This window comes from Streptomyces sp. NPDC059080, assembly GCF_042739975.1.
GTDB lineage: Bacteria > Actinomycetota > Actinomycetes > Streptomycetales > Streptomycetaceae > Streptomyces > Streptomyces benahoarensis.
In genome coordinates this window covers 96365-111716 of the sequence record NZ_JBHYGX010000004.1, presented here as the reverse complement: position 1 = coordinate 111716, position 15352 = coordinate 96365, and the positions used below count along the sequence as shown (strand labels likewise).

16 protein-coding genes and 1 pseudogene are annotated in these 15352 nt (G+C 69.4%); 7 read left to right on the top strand and 10 right to left on the bottom strand.

Annotated elements, in window-relative coordinates; genetic code table 11:
• Positions 1-348: 348 nt before the first annotated feature.
• A complete protein-coding gene (locus tag ACFWWQ_RS04300) occupies positions 349-1029 on the top strand; it encodes an HAD-IA family hydrolase (RefSeq protein WP_384589823.1) in 681 nt (226 codons plus the stop codon).
• Positions 1030-1078: 49 nt separating this feature from the next.
• Here the strand turns inward: ACFWWQ_RS04300 and ACFWWQ_RS04295 are convergent, their stop codons facing one another.
• The gene (locus ACFWWQ_RS04295; protein ID WP_384589820.1) at positions 1079-1660 is read right to left on the bottom strand and encodes a TMEM165/GDT1 family protein; all 582 of its coding nucleotides are present in this window, start codon (positions 1658-1660) and stop codon (positions 1079-1081) included.
• A 710-nt stretch (positions 1661-2370) separates the two neighbouring features.
• Here ACFWWQ_RS04295 and ACFWWQ_RS04290 point away from each other — a divergent pair.
• Both ACFWWQ_RS04290 and ACFWWQ_RS04285 read left to right on the top strand, forming a co-directional pair.
• The gene (locus tag ACFWWQ_RS04290) at positions 2371-3015 is read left to right on the top strand and encodes an HNH endonuclease family protein (protein WP_384589817.1); all 645 of its coding nucleotides are present in this window, start codon (positions 2371-2373) and stop codon (positions 3013-3015) included.
• Between the two features lie 311 nt (positions 3016-3326).
• Entirely contained in the window at positions 3327-3965 is a 639-nt protein-coding gene (locus ACFWWQ_RS04285) for a DedA family protein (protein WP_384589814.1), read from the top strand.
• Between the two features lie 18 nt (positions 3966-3983).
• Here the strand turns inward: ACFWWQ_RS04285 and ACFWWQ_RS04280 are convergent, their stop codons facing one another.
• Positions 3984-4913, bottom strand: a complete 930-nt coding sequence (locus ACFWWQ_RS04280) for a universal stress protein (RefSeq protein ID WP_384589811.1) — start codon at positions 4911-4913, stop codon at positions 3984-3986.
• 547 nt (positions 4914-5460) lie between these two features.
• On the opposite strand from ACFWWQ_RS04280, the gene ACFWWQ_RS04275 reads away from it, so the two are divergent.
• The 3 genes from ACFWWQ_RS04275 to ACFWWQ_RS04265 all read left to right on the top strand — a co-directional run bounded on the left by ACFWWQ_RS04275 (position 5461) and on the right by ACFWWQ_RS04265 (position 8407).
• Positions 5461-6621 carry a methyltransferase gene (locus ACFWWQ_RS04275; RefSeq protein WP_384589808.1) on the top strand — a complete coding sequence of 387 codons (1161 nt, stop codon included), beginning with the start codon at positions 5461-5463 and terminating at the stop codon, positions 6619-6621.
• Positions 6622-6742: 121 nt separating this feature from the next.
• Positions 6743-7402, top strand: coding sequence for a nucleoside/nucleotide kinase family protein (locus ACFWWQ_RS04270; RefSeq protein ID WP_384589805.1), 660 nt, complete (start codon positions 6743-6745; stop codon positions 7400-7402).
• 162 nt (positions 7403-7564) lie between these two features.
• Complete coding sequence (locus ACFWWQ_RS04265) at positions 7565-8407, top strand: alpha/beta fold hydrolase (RefSeq protein ID WP_384589802.1); 843 nt, start codon at positions 7565-7567, stop codon at positions 8405-8407.
• Positions 8408-8428: 21 nt separating this feature from the next.
• Here ACFWWQ_RS04265 and ACFWWQ_RS04260 read toward each other — a convergent pair whose 3' ends face one another.
• Positions 8429-8929: a VOC family protein gene (locus ACFWWQ_RS04260; protein WP_384589799.1), complete on the bottom strand. Its 501-nt coding sequence runs from the start codon at positions 8927-8929 to the stop codon at positions 8429-8431.
• Positions 8930-9002: 73 nt separating this feature from the next.
• Positions 9003-9554 (bottom strand): DoxX family protein, encoded by a 552-nt coding sequence (locus tag ACFWWQ_RS04255; RefSeq protein ID WP_384589796.1) that lies wholly within the window; start codon positions 9552-9554, stop codon positions 9003-9005.
• Between the two features lie 591 nt (positions 9555-10145).
• Between ACFWWQ_RS04255 and ACFWWQ_RS04250 the strand changes: the two genes are divergently transcribed.
• On the top strand, positions 10146-10460 hold the full coding sequence (locus ACFWWQ_RS04250) for a hypothetical protein (RefSeq protein ID WP_384589793.1): 315 nt from the start codon (positions 10146-10148) through the stop codon (positions 10458-10460).
• 98 nt (positions 10461-10558) lie between these two features.
• Here the strand turns inward: ACFWWQ_RS04250 and ACFWWQ_RS04245 are convergent, their stop codons facing one another.
• The 6 genes and pseudogenes from ACFWWQ_RS04245 to ACFWWQ_RS04220 form a co-directional block, all read right to left on the bottom strand.
• Positions 10559-11434 (bottom strand): hypothetical protein, encoded by an 876-nt coding sequence (locus tag ACFWWQ_RS04245; protein ID WP_384589790.1) that lies wholly within the window; start codon positions 11432-11434, stop codon positions 10559-10561.
• A gap of 508 nt (positions 11435-11942) precedes the next feature.
• Positions 11943-12947 carry a hypothetical protein gene (locus tag ACFWWQ_RS04240; protein ID WP_384589787.1) on the bottom strand — a complete coding sequence of 335 codons (1005 nt, stop codon included), beginning with the start codon at positions 12945-12947 and terminating at the stop codon, positions 11943-11945.
• 117 nt (positions 12948-13064) lie between these two features.
• Positions 13065-13352 (bottom strand): annotated as a pseudogene (locus tag ACFWWQ_RS04235) (transposase); the annotation flags it as partial.
• Positions 13277-13594 (bottom strand): helix-turn-helix domain-containing protein, encoded by a 318-nt coding sequence (locus tag ACFWWQ_RS04230; RefSeq protein WP_384589784.1) that lies wholly within the window; start codon positions 13592-13594, stop codon positions 13277-13279. The pseudogene ACFWWQ_RS04235 and the gene ACFWWQ_RS04230, both read right to left, overlap by 76 nt.
• A 374-nt stretch (positions 13595-13968) precedes the next feature.
• Positions 13969-14373: a hypothetical protein gene (locus ACFWWQ_RS04225; RefSeq protein WP_384589781.1), complete on the bottom strand. Its 405-nt coding sequence runs from the start codon at positions 14371-14373 to the stop codon at positions 13969-13971.
• A 471-nt stretch (positions 14374-14844) separates the two neighbouring features.
• The gene (locus ACFWWQ_RS04220) at positions 14845-15252 is read right to left on the bottom strand and encodes an NUDIX hydrolase (protein ID WP_384590286.1); all 408 of its coding nucleotides are present in this window, start codon (positions 15250-15252) and stop codon (positions 14845-14847) included.
• Between the last annotated feature and the right edge of the window lie 100 nt (positions 15253-15352).

The following is a 15352-nucleotide window of genomic DNA, read 5'->3' as shown; positions in this document are numbered from 1 at the left end:
ACCCCGGCCCGGGAACTCAGGGGCGCGCGGGCGGCGAGCGGGAGCCCCCGGCGCACGCACGGACCCGGCACGGCGGGCGCGGGGCCGCCGCCACGGCGCTTCCGGATCGGGCCTACGGGCGGCGCGTGCCAGGGTGTGCACCCGGCGCTTGCGCGCGGGCCCGCGCACGTTCGGCGGGGGCCGGTTGTCCGCACCCCGCCGCGCTTTGTATCGTGTAGGAACAAAGTGGTTCCGCCCGCACTCCCCGACCGGCGGGCGGAGCCGCTTGACCTCCCCGCGGCACCGGGCGCGCAGCGGCCCCGCCTGACGGCGCCCTCCGCACTCCCCGTAGCGCCCAGGAGCCCGCCGATGACGGCCACCACCACGCTCACCACCCGCGCCGCGCTGCTGGACATGGACAGCACCCTCGTCAACTCCGAGGCCGTGGTCGAGCGCTGCTGGCTCCGCTGGGCCGACGAGCGGGGGCTGGCCGCGGCGGACGTCCTGCGGGTGGTGCACGGCCGTCAGGGCTGGGCCACCATGGCCGCCCTCCTCCCGGACCGCCCGATGGCGGAGAACCTCGCCGACAACCGGCGGATGCTGGCGCAGGAGACCGCCGACACCGACGGTGTGGTGCCGGTCCCCGGCGCGCCCGCCTTCATGGCCGCGCTCGCCGGACTGCCGCACGCCCTGGTGACCTCCGCGGACCGCGCCCTCGCCGACGCCCGGATGGGCGCCGCCGGGCTGCCCATGCCCGCCGTGCGGATCACCGCGGAGAGCGTGGGTGCCAGCAAGCCCGATCCGGAAGGGTTCCTGAAAGGTGCCGCGGAGCTGGGCTTCGCGCCCGAGGAGTGCGTGGTCTTCGAGGACTCCGAGGCGGGCATCGAGGCGGGCCGGGCGGCCGGGATGCGGGTCGTCGGCGTGGGTGACCGGGCCGCGGCCTTCGCACCGACAGTGCACGTCACCGACCTGACCGGCATCCGCATCGAGGCGCTGCCGGACGGCGGGTTCGCGCTGCACCTGCCCGCCGGGGACGCGGCCGAAGCGTAGGACCTGCCGCACCGGGTGGCGCCGTTCCCGGCCGCCACCCGGTGGGGGCTCAGCCGGCGATCGCCTCGTAGAGGCTGAATCCGGCCAGCAGCAGCATCACGGCCGCCGCCACCTTGGTGATCAGCTTCAGCGGGACGTGCTTCATCAGCGTGCGTCCGCCCAGGATGCCCAGGCCCGCGACGGCCCACAGGCCCAGGACGGCGCCGACGCCGACGGAGACCGGGTCGTTGTAGCGCGCCGCGAGGTTCGCGGTCATGATCTGCGTGAGGTCGCCGAACTCCGCGACCAGGATCATCATGAAGCCCGCCCCGGAGACCTTCCAGAAGCTCTGGTCGGCGGGCTTCTTCACCTCTTCCTCGTCGTCGTCCTTCTTGAAGAGCAGCACCGCGGCGCCCGCCAGGAAGAGCACGCCGACCACGCCCTGGACGAGGCGGTGCGGCAGCAGCGTCAGCACGCTGCCCGCCGCGATGGCCAGGGCCACGTGGACGAGGAACGCCGCGGCGACGCCGACGAAGACGTACGAGGCGCGGTAGCGGGTGCCGAGCATGAGACCGGCCAGCGCGGTCTTGTCGGGCAGCTCGGCGAGGAAGATGACGCCGAAGACGACGGCGGCGACGGTAAGGCTGAACACGGGGTGGGATACCTCGTTCGGTCGGGCCGCACCGAGGGGACCGTATCCGGGGTCGCTTCGGCACGGCAGCGTCAGGACACTGCGGCCGAAGGTCTCGCTGGCCCGCGTACGCCGATGCTTCCCCGACGGTCGCGAGCCTCCGGGCGCCGGCCCACCGCGAGGGCGGGCAGTATGTCGACGGTCCGGCGAAGAGCTACTCCCCTTCTGCTCCGGACAAGGGTACGGGGTCGGTCCGTCCGCGCGCGCACGGCGCCGGGACCGCGTCGCCTCCGGAGTCCGCACCGCCACCGGCGTGAACTGTCGTACCGCGCCTGCCGGAACGCGCCGGAGACCTCCGGGCCGCGGCCCCACGGGCGCCCCGGGCGGCGTGACCCACCCCACGTTCCGGGTCCGGGCCGGTTCCCGGCGACGCGGCGAACATCCGCACGGGGAATCCCGGCAGTCGCGGCAGTGTCCTCCCGCCCCGGCCGATGCGGCGGCGAGCGGGCGGCGCCCCGTTGACCGGCGGTGGCCCGCGCTCGCGCCGAGGGGGCGCGTGCGCGGGAGCGTCCCAACCCCCGTGCCACGACACGAACATGGCGCGGCGTCAAGCCCTTGAATTGACGTGAGCATGTCGTCACTCTGTTACCTGGCGCCCATGTACCGGCCACCCCACACGGCCACCATGGGCCCGCCCCGCTTCCCCTTCCCCCCACGCCAAGGGAGTTCCGATGCCAAAGGTCTACGCGCGTCGCCTCACGGTCGCCGCGGGTTCGGCCCTCGCACTCGTCTGCACCGTGGCCCTGAGCGGCCAGACCGCCGAGGCGGCGCCGCCGAGCCCGCCGAGCGCGGCCACCGCCCGGACGTACCTCTCCGAGATCAAGGAGCAGCCCGAGGGTTCGAGCGACGGCTACAGCCGCGACAAGTTCCCGCACTGGATCACCCAGGAGGGCGCCTGCAACACCCGCGAGGTGGTGCTCAAGCGCGACGGCACCGACGTCAAGACGGACTCCAACTGCGCCGCGGTGAGCGGAACCTGGGTCTCCCCGTACGACGGCGCCACGTGGACGCAGGCGTCGGACGTGGACATCGACCACGTCGTACCGCTCTCCGAGGCGTGGAAGTCGGGCGCCTCCCAGTGGACGACCGCGCACCGCCAGGAATTCGCCAACGACCTGACCCACTCCCAGCTCCTCGCCGTCACCGACAACGTGAACCAGTCCAAGGGCGACAAGGACCCGGCGAAGTGGCTGCCGCCGAAGACCTCGTACCACTGCGAGTACGCGCGGATGTGGGTCTGGGTGAAGCACGTGTACGAGCTGACGGCGGACTCGGCCGAGAAGGCCGCGCTGAAGAAGATCCTCGACGGCTGCTGATCCCGTCGGGCAACTGAGGTCCGGCGGTCCGCCCGGCCCCCTCGCCCCCTGCCCGCCTTCCGGAGCCCTCCGGGAGGCGGGCTTTCGCCTACCGGCACCACCGCCCCGATAACGCCGCTGACCACGAGATACGCGTCGCACGTTCGCCGTCCGGGCACAGGGGGCCGAACCCCCCAGGTGAACGTGAAACGAACAACATCTGTCCCCCTGGGACAAAAGCCGCCGCACCCCAGGCGTACGCTGTATGGCTGTAGAGCCGCCCCTGCCGCCCCATGCGACGTCGCGGCGGGGTCCGGACCGGGAGTGGCACGTTGTTGGAAAGCCTGGGGCCTGTCAGCGGCACCCCCTGGGTGTACGCCCTGGTCAGCCTCTCGATCGTCCTCGACGTCTTCGTACCGTTCCTGCCCAGCGGCGTCCTGGTGATCGCCGCGGCCACCACGGCGGCGGGCACCCGTACCGCCGCGGGCGCCGTCGGCGCCACCGTGGACGGTGGCACCCCTCTGCCGGAGCTGTGCGCGCTGGTGCTGTGCGCCGCGACCGCGTCGGTCTTCGGCGACATGGTCGCCTATCGGCTCGCCTGGCGCGGCGGCGACCGCTTCGACCGCGCGATCGGCCGCTCCCGCCGTCTGACCGCCGCCCAGCAACGCCTCGGCACCGCCCTGGCCCGGGGCGGCGGCGCCATCGTCGTCCTGGCGCGCTTCGCGCCCGCCGGACGCTCGGTGGTCAGCCTGGGCGCCGGAGTGGCCCACCGTACGGTCCGCGAGTTCCTGCCGTGGTCCGCGCTGGCGGGCCTGGCCTGGGCCGGGTACAGCGTCAGCCTCGGCTACTTCGGCGGGCAGTGGCTGGGCGCCTCCTGGATGAGCACCGTGCTCTCCGTCTGCGCCCTCGTCCTCGCCGGATCGGCGGCGGTGTTCCTGATGCGCCGCCCGGAACGCCGCCCCTCGGCCTGACCGCCGCCGGTCCCCCCGTTACGCGCGGGTGTCCGCCCCCGGCTCCCCCGTGGCGGCCGTGGCCTGGCCGGGTACGACGGCGATCGGGCAGAGGGCGTGCAGCAGCACCGCGTGCGCCACCGAGCCGAGCCGCCGTCCGAGCGGCAACCGGCGGCGGTGCCGGGCGACGACCACCAGGTCGCTCTCCAGTGAGGCGTCCACCAGCAGCCCCGCCGCGTCGGCGCCGCGCAGCTCCACCTCCACCTCGGTCTCCGGGTGGTGCCTGCGGTAGGGGTCGAGCACCTTCGTCAGCTGACCGGCGAGCGCGTCCTCGTACTCCTGCTGGGTGGCCTCGTAGGCGGCGAGGTACTCGAAGGCGGGCGGCATCAGGAGCGGCCAGGTGTAGCCGGAGATCACCTTCAGGCGGGCGCCGCGGCGGCTCGCCTCGGCGAACGCGAAGCCGATGGCGCCGGGCTGGCCCTCCTCCGCGTCCACGCCGAGGGTGATCTGCGGCCCGCCGAGCCCGAGCCGTTCGCCGTCGGCGCGGCGTCCGCCGCCGCGGTCGGGGCGGGGCACGATGACGACCGTGCAGGCCGCCTGACCGGCGGCGGCGAGGCCGTTCGAGCCGAGCAGCAGGCTGGCGAAGCCGCCGCGCCCGCGCGAGCCGAGGACCAGCATCCGGGCCTCGGCCCCCAGGGCGGGCAGCGTGCTGTCGGGCAGTCCGCCGATGCTGCGGAACACCGGGCCGGGCTCTCCCTCCGCCCCCTCCCATTCGTCGCGCAGCCGCGCCAGGACGGGGTCACCGCCCGCCTCCCCGGCGGCGGCCCGCTCGGCCGTGGCGTACGGCCATACGTGCACCACGTGCAGCGGCGCCGCCTGCAGTCGCGCCGCCTCCCTGCCCCAGCGCAGCGCCCGCTCGCTGTCGACGGATCCGTCCACCGCGACGATGACCGGAAGGTTGCCCTCCATGCGACTCTCCTTGGATCTGTGGGGTTCTCTCACGGGCGGGGGCCATCGAACGTCGGGCGGCACACCGGTGCCCGGCACCGCCCGCGGCGCCCCGGGGCAGCCCCCACCCCGGGAGCCCGTGCGTACGGATGCGTACGGATGCGTACGGAAGAGCCAGCCCTGCGATGGTTGCGATGGTTGCGATGGTTGCGATGGTTGCGATGGTTGCGATGGTTGCGATGGTTGCGATGGTTGCGATGGTTGCGATGGTTGCGATGGTTGAACACCTACCATGCCCTTCGCCCCTTTACCGCTGTTCTCATCCTGCCCCGGTGGCTGCCGCACGGCACGGGACGAAGGTCCCGTACCGGCCGCCCCGTGGCCGGGACCTCGGGCGACGGTCCGCGCGCACCGGTGCGGCCGTCCGGCACCGGGTAGAGTCGGCCGTCACCATCCCGCTGCTCCGCCCCTGTGCCCGCGCACGCCGAGGGCGGCCCGGCGCCCCGGGCGGAGCCCCGCCCCGCGGCGGCCGGCCGGGTTCCGCACCATCCACACGAGGCACATTCAGGTGAACGCACCGCCGGTCGTCGCATGGACCGAGGCCGACGAGGCCCGTACCGCCGTATGGCGCTCCGAGAGCGGCGCGCCGCCCCCGAAGCGTGTCGTGATCGCGGACGACCGGATGAAGGCCGACGCCGCCTACAAGCTCGTCTGCGAGGGCACCGCACTCCTCTGGCGCGGCGATTTCCACAACGCGCGGCAGATGCTGACGGCGCTGGCCCGCCGCATCGACCGCCGCCCGCGCAAGGCGCCGCCCGCCGATCCCGCGCTCGCGTTCCACCAGCACCGCGCGGCCCAGAACCAACGCGCCCGCATCCTGGGCATGCTGCTCGTCCCCCTCGACGCGGAGCTGGCGGTGCCGCTGCCCCGCGCCCCCGATGTGCGCGCGGCGTGCGCCCAGGCGTACGGGCCGCCCCCGGAGCCCGCCGGGCCCGCGGCCCCCGACGCCGCCTCGGTCGTCTCCCTGCGCGAGCTGCTCGGCCTCATCGGGGCGTACGAGTGGCGCCGCAAGGGCGTCGAGATCCCGGCGCTGGGCGGCGACCGCATCCACCCGCACTACGGCGTCTTCTCCCCGGCCCGGGGCGAGTACGTCGACCTGGTGGCGGAGGCACCGCTGCCCTCCCTGGAGCTGGCCTTCGACATCGGCACCGGTACGGGCGTCCTCGCCACGGTGCTCGCGCGCCGGGGCGTGCACCGGGTCGTCGCCACCGACCAGGACCCGCGCGCGCTCGCCTGCGCCCGGGAGAACACCGCGCGCCTGGGTGCCGCGGACCGGGTCGAGATCATCGAGGCCGACCTGTTTCCCGAGGGGCGCGCCCCTCTGGTGATCTGCAACCCGCCCTGGGTCCCCGCGAAGCCGGCCGCCCCGGTGGAGCACGCCGTCTACGACCCCGGAAGCCGCATGCTCCTCGGTTTCCTGAACGGCCTGGCGGCCCATCTGACACCGGACGGTGAAGGCTGGCTGATCCTCTCCGACCTGGCGGAACACCTCGGCCTGCGCCCGCACGCGGAGCTGCTGTCGGCCTTCGAAACGGCCGGTCTGACCGTCGTCGGCCGCCACGACATCGCCCCCCGGCACCCTCGGGCGCGTGATGCCTCCGACCCGCTGCATGCGGCGCGGGCGGCGGAGGTGACGTCGTTGTGGCGATTGAAGGCTGCGGAGGGGTAGGAGCCCGGCCGGCTCGGTCCGGTGGTGTCCGGGCGGCGCCGGTGGGTGGGGCCCGCGGTGGGGGGCTTGCCCACGGGCCACTCGCCGAAGTGCCCCTCCCCTCGGGCACCATGGACCCACCATGGATCCGCAGCATCTCCTGACGCGCGCCCGTCGGCTCGCCGCCTCCGCGACGCCCGGGCACCGCCGCCTGCTCGGCATCGCGGGCCCGCCCGGTGCCGGGAAGTCGACGCTCGCCGCCCATCTGGTGGCCCGGCTGGCCGGGCAGGCGGCGCTGGTCCCCATGGACGGGTTCCACCTCGCCGCCGCCGAACTGCGCCGCCTGGGCCGCAGCCACCGCAAGGGCGCCCCGGACACCTTCGACCCGGACGGCTACACCGCCCTGTTGGAGCGGCTGCGCCACCCCGTCCCGGGATCGGTCATCTACGCCCCAGAGTTCGACCGTCGCATCGAGGACCCTGTGGCCGGTGCCCTCCCCGTACCGGCCGAGGTCCCGCTCGTCATCACCGAGGGCAACTACCTGCTCCTGGACGCCCCTCCGTGGCGGCGCGCCCGCGCCCTGCTGGACGAGGTCTGGTACGTCGACCTGCCCGGCACGGAACGGGTGCGACGGCTGATCGCGCGTCACGAGCGGTTCGGCACCGCACGCGACGCGGCGGAGCGCTTCGTCCACACCTCGGACGAGGCCAACGCCCGCCTGGTGGCGACGGGCCGGGAACGCGCCGATCTCGTCGTGACGTTCAGCTCCGACGCGGCGCCGCGGCCACCTGGCGACGCCTGAGCGGAGCAGCACGGCCACCGGGTGGAGCGGCCGGGGAAAATTTCCGGCACGCGGCGCACGATCCGGACGTTGTCCGAAGGGACCCGGCGAACCACCCGTCACCGCACCCCACCTCGTACGACACAGCTCACCACTCACCGCTCACGAAGGACGGCACGGAGCATGATCCAGGGCATCAGCGCATGGAGCGACGTCGAGAACGGCACGGTGCCGATCGACGACGGCGAGCTGTTCTACGAAGCCGCCGGTACCGGCCCCGCCGTGGTGCTGCTGCACGGCGCGCTGCTGGACCAGCGGATGTGGGACGAGCAGTTCACCTGGCTCGTCAACTCCGGCCTCCGCGCGATCCGGTACGACCTGCGGGGCCACGGCCTCTCCTCCACGGCCACCGGCGACTTCGCCCACCACGACGACCTGCGGGCACTGCTCGACGCGCTCGCGGTGGACCGCGCCGTCCTGGTGGGTCTCTCCCACGGCTCCCGCGTGGCCCTCGACGCGGCGCTGGCGCACCCCGAGCGCGTCACGGCGCTGGCACTCGCCTCACCGGGCATCAGCGGACGCCCTTTCACCGACCCGTTCCTCCTCCACCACTTGCGGGAGCAGTCCGCCGCGATCGGCGAGCCGGACGGCGTCGAGCGGTACGTCGAACACTTCCTGCGTGGATGGGTGGACGGCCCGCACCGGGCGCCCGAAACCGTCCATGCCGGGCTGCGTGAGCGGCTGCGCGCCGCCGCCGAGGCCAATGTCGAGGTGCACGCCGAAGGTACGGGGATGCCCCTGGAGATCGGCGCCGCCGAGCGGCTCGCCGAGCTGCGCGTCCCCACCCTCGTCCTCGACGGCGACCTCGACAGCGGCGACATCTCCGCCAACGCCCACGCCCTCACCCTCGCGGTGCCCGGCGCGCGGCGGGTACGCATACCCGGCGCCGGACACATGGTCAACCTGGAGAACGTCGGGCAGTTCGACCACGCCCTCCATGGCTTCCTCTCGTCCTTGAGCTACTGAGCGTGCGACGCCCGGAGGGGCTCAGGTGGCCTGGCCGGCCCCCGCGCCCGTCTCCCGGTCCGGCCCCCAGCGTGCGAGTGCGGCGGCGAGGTCGAGCGGCCGCAGCCGGTCCGGTTCGTCCGGGCCCGGCCAGTCCTCGCGCGGCACCCGCCACATGACCTCGAACTCGTTGCCGTCCGGGTCCTTGGCGTACAGCGACTTCGATACGAGGTGATCGCTCTCCCCGACCAGCGCACCGCGCGCGGCCAGCAGTTCCCGGGCCGCGACCAGTTCCCTGAGCGTGCCGACCTCCCAGGCCAGGTGGTACAGCCCCACCCGCCCGGTCCCGGGCCCCGGCGCGTCCTCCGCCACGGCGAACAGTCCCAGGTCGTGATCGTTCAGGGAACCGGCCGCCCGGAGGAACGCCGCCCGGCCGGGCGACTCATCGACCGGCGCGAGCCCCAGGGTCTCCCCGTAGAACGCCACGGACACCGTGACGTCCCGCACGTACAGCACCGCATGGTTCAGCCTGCGCACCGACACCGGACTCACTCTTCCTCTCCACACCTGCCGCGCGGCCCCGCGCGCCCGGGCCGCCGCGGCATCGACGACGACGTCAGTTACGTACCAGCAGCACGATCCCGGCGAGTACCACGCCCAGGATCAGGGCCAGCGCGCCGTACCGCAGCCGGTGGGAGCGCAGGACCGGCACCCAGCGGTCGAGGGCGTAGCGCCCCGGCCCGGTCAGGGCGAGCGCGGCCGCCCCGAGGGTCAGCAGGAGTTCGTACTCGACGCCCTTGGGCGCGAAGAAGCCGCCGCCCCATTTGACGGCCAGCGCGTTGATCATCGTGCCCACGACCGCGGCGGCAGCCAGCGGCGTGAACAGCCCGACGACCAGCCCGAGCCCGCCCAGCACCTCGCTGAGCCCGGCCACGACGGCCATGGTGTGCCCGGCCGGGTAGCCGCTCATCGTGAAGAACTGGCCGGTGCCGTCCAGCCCGGGCCCGCCGAACCAGCCGAACAGCTTCTGCGCCCCGTGCGCGGCCATCGTCGCGCCGATGACCAGCCGCAACACGAGCAGGCCCGCGGCGTATCCGTGCGGGGACGAGTCGGGGTGTTCCGGCGCACCGGCGCGCGCCGTCGGGACGGTACCGAGGGGGGTGGTCATGGAGGCCGCTCTTTCGGACGGAGGTACGGATCATTTACTTGAAACTTCAAGTCACTCTCGACGATACACAGCCACCCCACCCGCGACAACCGACACCACCAGCCCCCGCCCGACACCCCGGCCTCCGCCCGGCCCCCACGTACGCGAAAGACCCCCTGCACGCTTCTGCAGAGGGCCTTCGAAAGGACATGGCGCTACGGGAACATCAATCGGGCCGCCCCGGACGTACCGCAGCGGCCCATTCCTTCCGGGACAGCAACCTCCCACCGCTCCTCCCGCGACACCGCCGACCTCCCCTGCGGCATTCCACTCCCCTCACCTTCGGGCCCACCCCGCCCCCGATGCCGTCACTTCTGAACGCCAAAGACCCCCCGCCATGATCGGCAGGGGGTCTTTGGGCTGGTGGGCACAGACGGATTCGAACCGCCGACATCTGCTTTGTAAGTTCGATCGCACCCCAGCCCTGCTGGGAGCCGCCCAGTCATGTTGGCCATGCCAGACCGCTCAGGAGCGCTGGCGTCCGTCGCCGTTGATGTCACTTGTGGATGTCAGAGCGGCACAACCGCGTGCGCTTGTTGGCACGATGATCCCGTGATTGACCTGGAGCGCATCAGAGCAGAGACCGTGGCGTACTACCGAGCACTCGATGAGGATGCCACCCTGCGGCACAACTTCCGCCACGCTGATGACGAAGGCGGCCTCTGGTACATCGAGGCCGTACTCGGCCGCGGCGAGTTGATCGCCATCAAGCAAGCCGAGCTGACTTCGGCCGGCCAACTTCACCGGTACAGCTGGGAGCACTTGGAGGACGAGCACGGCTTCCTGACAGACCAACCGATGGATCCTGACGAAGATCCGCTGGAGGCCATCCCAGCCGAAGAGTTCCAGCGGGTGTGGAATCGGTGAGCGCACTGGACAACCACGTGACCTCACAACTGCCCAGCAGTGCCTTCAACCGAGGCTGACCGATGACGGGGAAGCAACGAAGGTTCCGCAAACTGGTCCTATGACGTGCGCTCATCGGTCGGCGAGGCCCCCGTATCCGGACTGGACGAACTGGCGGAGCGCATTCTATTGGCAATCAAGTCATCCAGTGAAGTGAAATGAACACCGCCAGTCTCCGCTTCGAACTCCCTTCTGAAACTTGAGATGCTGGATGAGTCCAATTCTTCCGAAAGCGTAATTTCGATAAGGACGTCATTGGCCTGGCGTGCGCGAGTGAACCCTTGTTTGATCAGGTAAAACGATGCGCACAACCCAACTGTCCACCAAAGGCTCCCTCGAAGCACAAGGACACAGATTAGGATAGACAGGGAGAGGCCTACATTGATTCGCAAGTCCGCTTCTGCTGCTGTTCGGTCATGGTCCCCGTATAGATCTGCACTCCTGGCGTGTAGGCGAATCTCCAGATTCCCCAGCTCGGCAAGTACGGCGTTCTGGGTCTGCAACACCTTTTCTTGAATTTCCTGGGAGTCGTCGCTGCCAGATATCTTCTGCAGGTGAAAAATGAGTCTTTCTAGAGTTGCTGCGCTTACTTGGATCGAGTCTCGGTCGCGTCGAATCAACGGCCAGTCAACGTTGGAGAACCAGCCGCCCCCAAATAGCAGAACCTCCCTCTTGGCGTCAAAATATTTGAGCGCACTTCGTGCGTTGATGTGCAGCATGCTGCCGATCAGGTAAGCGATGAACGTCACGGCCGCAAGGGAAGCGCCTTTCCCGACCATATTGGATAGCTTCCATAGATCTGCGATTACGTCATGGGAATACTTTACGGATGGGCGAGCATTAGGAATGCCCAGCCAGAGAGAAATCAGCAGCACGTATCCAGAGGCAAGAGGCGCTCGAACATCTCGCAGTCCGGGTAGCAGGTTGGCCAGCATGGCCACATGATGCCTTATGGGTACCGCTGCTGTGCCTGTCATCGCTAAACACCCTCAGCTTGGGAAGCTTGGGTTTTCTGGCAGCAGTTGCTGTGCTGACCTGTGGCGCGGCGGGTGTTGGAGCCGGGTGGGACCTAAGTCCAGTACCCGCCGTTCCCCATGGTTCCCTGCAGGTTCTGGCACGCGAATAGCACGAAGGTTTCGCCTCTGAGAACCCTGGGCGGAGCTCGGTCTTGGAGGTCTGATCCTCAGCCGACGACAGTCAGCCACGATGGCGAGGAGGCCGACCGACCAGGCGCGCGTGTGCCTCGCTGCACCCCCACTGACCTCAGCCACGCTGCTCGATCGACGTCCGTCAGAGCAAGCTGCGACGAAGGAACCGCGGCGAGGAGAAATTGCGCAGTGACTTGTTCGCCACAAAACAGTGTGTGGGGCCTGTCGCGTGAGTGTAACTACAGTCGCCGCAAACACGATCCCTATACGCCCTCGAAATCAACCGGGTAGGATTTCAACGTTTGCGCGCATCAATAACGAACAGGGACCAAGCCATCTTTTTTCGCTCTTCCCTTTCCTTGATCCATTGAATAGCATTGAAGGCGCCTCCCAGCGCGCTACCCACACCTGGGTGCATCAGATTTCCGGCAGTTCCGATTGCTGCGGCGCCGATGGCGGGGATTTTACCCGTACCTTTGAGGTACTTCTCAAGAGTGTCGCGTGCGTGTTTAAGGGCGAGGTTTTCTACCTCGTTGGCTAGGGTGGCGAGATCGCCTGCAGGCCGTTCCATGGCGCCTAGATATTGCCTGAACTCTGCCACACGGGCATGAGAGCGCAAGGATTCCACGCTGTCGTGGTACGCCCCTGCGGGCCCTAGAAAATCGATCGTCTTGACTGAGGCGATCTGTTCGGCCGCCTCCATCCTCCACTGCTCATAGGTTCCGCGACTTAGGGCAGCCGGGATATTAGTGATCGAATGAGCCGCCGTAAATGAATTCATAATTACTTCTAGATTCATATCCAAGGCTGCCGCAATTCCAATATCCGCAATGAGGTTTCCCTCATCTGCATTTCCTTGAGCTAGGTCCAGAATTCCTCGGCTATGATTGTCGGGCCCCAAGTCAAATTTCACTGATGCTTTGAGGGTGTCGACCGTTGTTACGTAGACATTAGGTTCGACGGAACTCCTCGACTGTCCGAATGGCCCGTGGAATCCCCCTGAGTGCTCTGGGCTCCGGATCCATTCTCTGTAGAGTTCGCTGTACTGTTCATGTGCTACGCGCGCCCGCATGAGTAGCTCTGGATCGTCTGATACGAATTTCACGTATTCGAGACCATGTAGGGCCAGCGGACATGTTTCGCGCGACAGAAACCAAATCTCGTCATAGCAAAGAAGTAAGCCCATGGTGTTCTCTAGGATCGGGTTTGGAATGTCCCACTGTTCCTCACTGTAAGGCCTAATTGGATTTTTATAATCGTAGCAAAGGGGTGTCGAAAGGCCCACGAATGCCCTCTTCATTTCTTCCTCCTGTATTCAGGCTTCAATTCCGAGAAGTGCTCGTTGTGCTCAGTGTGCCAGTGCTGTCCGCCCGGCGGGGGCGACTTACTGAGGTTGAACTCGTGATGTCGTGCTGTGTCAGACGGCTCTGATCAGCAGGCCGGTCTCGGTGAGGCAGCCGTCTATGAGGTGGCTGCGGTACTGGATGTGCCGCAGGCCGCGTCGGACGGTCTGGACGAGGTGTTCAGGGGTGCGGAAGGCGACGTTGGAGAGCCAGCCGCGTCGCAGGAGCGACCAGACCCCTTCGACGGGGTTGAGGTCGGGTGCGTAGGGCGGCAGGTAGTAGATGGTCAGCCAGTCCCGGGCCTCGGCGAACTCCCGCAGGCCGGCGGCTTTGTGGACGTTGAGGTTGTCCCAGACGAGGACTGCGCGAACTGCTCCTCGCTCAACCTGGGCAGCGACGCCGGGCCCTGCGAGCGCAGGGCTCGCGGACCGCCTTCCTCCCACGTCCGCCGCCACCGCTGGACCGACCGGACACTGACACGTAGATCCTTGGCGATCACCGAACTCGCCTCGTCCCGGGCGAAGCGCTCTGCGGCCTGCCCCCGTAACTCCTCGCGGAACTGGCGTCGTTCGGCGGTCAGCCCGCCACCCTGTGGATACCGCATACCTCGGTCGTACCCCAGGCAACCGACACCCGACAGCCCCTACGACACCACGAGTTCAACCTCAGTAACAACAATGTGAAGCCCCTTCCCCGATAGGGGGTGCGGTGCCGTCGTGTACGCAAGCTCGGGGGAACGACTGTTGGGGCCATGATCTTCGAGGCTCGCGCCAAAGTGGCTCCGTAAAGCCGCGGAGCCGACCGTCCCAGCCACGGCGCACCCCTTCTCTGACATCAGGCGGCTGATCGTCAAACCGCGCGGCACGGGCGCCGGCCGGGCTGGAGCGGGGCGGAGACAGGAGCGCAGGCCCGGGCGGGGGCCGGGCCGCGCGCGGGGAGCGGAGCGAGCCGCCTTGAACTCGTAGAGAAGGTTGTTACTCAGTAAGGCGTGGGAGTCTTCGGGCGGGGCGTGAACGTCTCGGCGCAAGCGGGGAGTTCCACGGCCGTGCGGTGGGCCAGATCGAGGAAGAGGACCGGCCGGGCGGTCCACTCGATGCGGGTGTCGCGGTGGCTGACGGTGAAGGAGTAGGACGTGTTGTACGCCAGGGCCTCGATGGCGCTCACGTACCCGCCGGCCATCCACCTCCGGGCGTGCGCCGCGGCTTCGGCTTCGAGCCCCGAGGTGATCGTGCGGAGGGCAACCCGAATCCATCGGACGGCCTGGACGGCGCTGTCGCCCTCGCAGGAAGCAAGCAGAACAGGTGTCTCGCCGGTCGCCGGGCTCTGAGTCCAGCACTCGCACCAGTAGCCAGGGCGGGGCACGGACGCAGTCACGGGACTCATTTCGTCCTCCATGCGGGACTCACTGACAGCGTGTAGTGGACGGCTTCATCGCGGATCGCGAAGAGGTAGGACTCGCCTCCGGCAAGGGCGCGTAGTGCGTCCTCATGGGCGGCGCGGTCACTGAGCCAGTAGCGGACCGGTCTCGCCGCCAGGGTGTCGAGCTGATCGGCGATGTCGCGGGCTCGGCCACGCAGCCAGCGCAGGGCAAGACGTGGAGTGGTCGCAGAGCCTAAGCCGAGACAGATGAAACGGCGCTCATGGAGCACATGGGCAACGGCCTCGCACCGGTAGCGCGGGGCGTCGGCAGCGCCAACGCCTCGATCGCGGCCAATCCCGCACAGCGCCCGCAGCCCACGACCAACTTTCCCCGGTGAACTTTCGCGTTCTCGCCCAGCAGCTAGGCGACTGCTCATATACTCGTGCATACAAGTTCCTTTACGCTGGTGGGCCGCTATGGGCAGTGGGTTAGAGCTAGACGAGTTTGACGCCGTCGTGTGCTCGTACGGCGGGTGGCGATGTGGCGTCGAGGGCGTCCAGGAAGCGGATCGCGTACGCCTCGTCGGCGAGTTCGGTGACTTCCTCGCGGCTCGCCCAACGAAGGGCGCGGGTTTCCTCGCCGGTCGTGGGGGTGCCGTCGATGGCTTCGCAGCGGAAGACCATCGAGACGATCAAGCCGGTCATGTTCTTGTAGATGCCGGTCAGGGTTGCCGGGAGGGCGATCTTGATGCCGGTCTCTTCGAGGACCTCGCGCTGAAGCGCTTCGGGGATCGTCTCGCCCGGTTCGAGCACGCCACCAGGCGGTTCCCACTGGCCGTTGTCGCGGCGCTGGATGAGTAGGGCCCGGCCCCGGTCGTCGACGATGACTCCGGCGACGCTCACGGAGTGCGGACGCTCGGCGCTCACGGAACTTTCATCCCCTTCGGCTGGCTAGGCTTCCCACCGTAGCAACACGTGTCAGCCGCTCGTCTAGATACCTAAA

Coding starts and splice junctions, on each gene's coding strand:
- ACFWWQ_RS04280 (WP_384589811.1), bottom strand. CDS start 4,913: ATGGAGGGCAACCTTCCGGTCATCGTCGCGGTGGACGGATCCGTCGAC.
- ACFWWQ_RS04230 (WP_384589784.1), bottom strand. CDS start 13,594: ATGCGGTATCCACAGGGTGGCGGGCTGACCGCCGAACGACGCCAGTTC.
- ACFWWQ_RS04255 (WP_384589796.1), bottom strand. CDS start 9,554: ATGACCACCCCCCTCGGTACCGTCCCGACGGCGCGCGCCGGTGCGCCG.
- ACFWWQ_RS04245 (WP_384589790.1), bottom strand. CDS start 11,434: ATGCTGGCCAACCTGCTACCCGGACTGCGAGATGTTCGAGCGCCTCTT.
- ACFWWQ_RS04265 (WP_384589802.1), top strand. CDS start 7,565: ATGATCCAGGGCATCAGCGCATGGAGCGACGTCGAGAACGGCACGGTG.
- ACFWWQ_RS04290 (WP_384589817.1), top strand. CDS start 2,371: ATGCCAAAGGTCTACGCGCGTCGCCTCACGGTCGCCGCGGGTTCGGCC.
- ACFWWQ_RS04240 (WP_384589787.1), bottom strand. CDS start 12,947: ATGAAGAGGGCATTCGTGGGCCTTTCGACACCCCTTTGCTACGATTAT.
- ACFWWQ_RS04225 (WP_384589781.1), bottom strand. CDS start 14,373: ATGAGTCCCGTGACTGCGTCCGTGCCCCGCCCTGGCTACTGGTGCGAG.
- ACFWWQ_RS04270 (WP_384589805.1), top strand. CDS start 6,743: ATGGATCCGCAGCATCTCCTGACGCGCGCCCGTCGGCTCGCCGCCTCC.
- ACFWWQ_RS04300 (WP_384589823.1), top strand. CDS start 349: ATGACGGCCACCACCACGCTCACCACCCGCGCCGCGCTGCTGGACATG.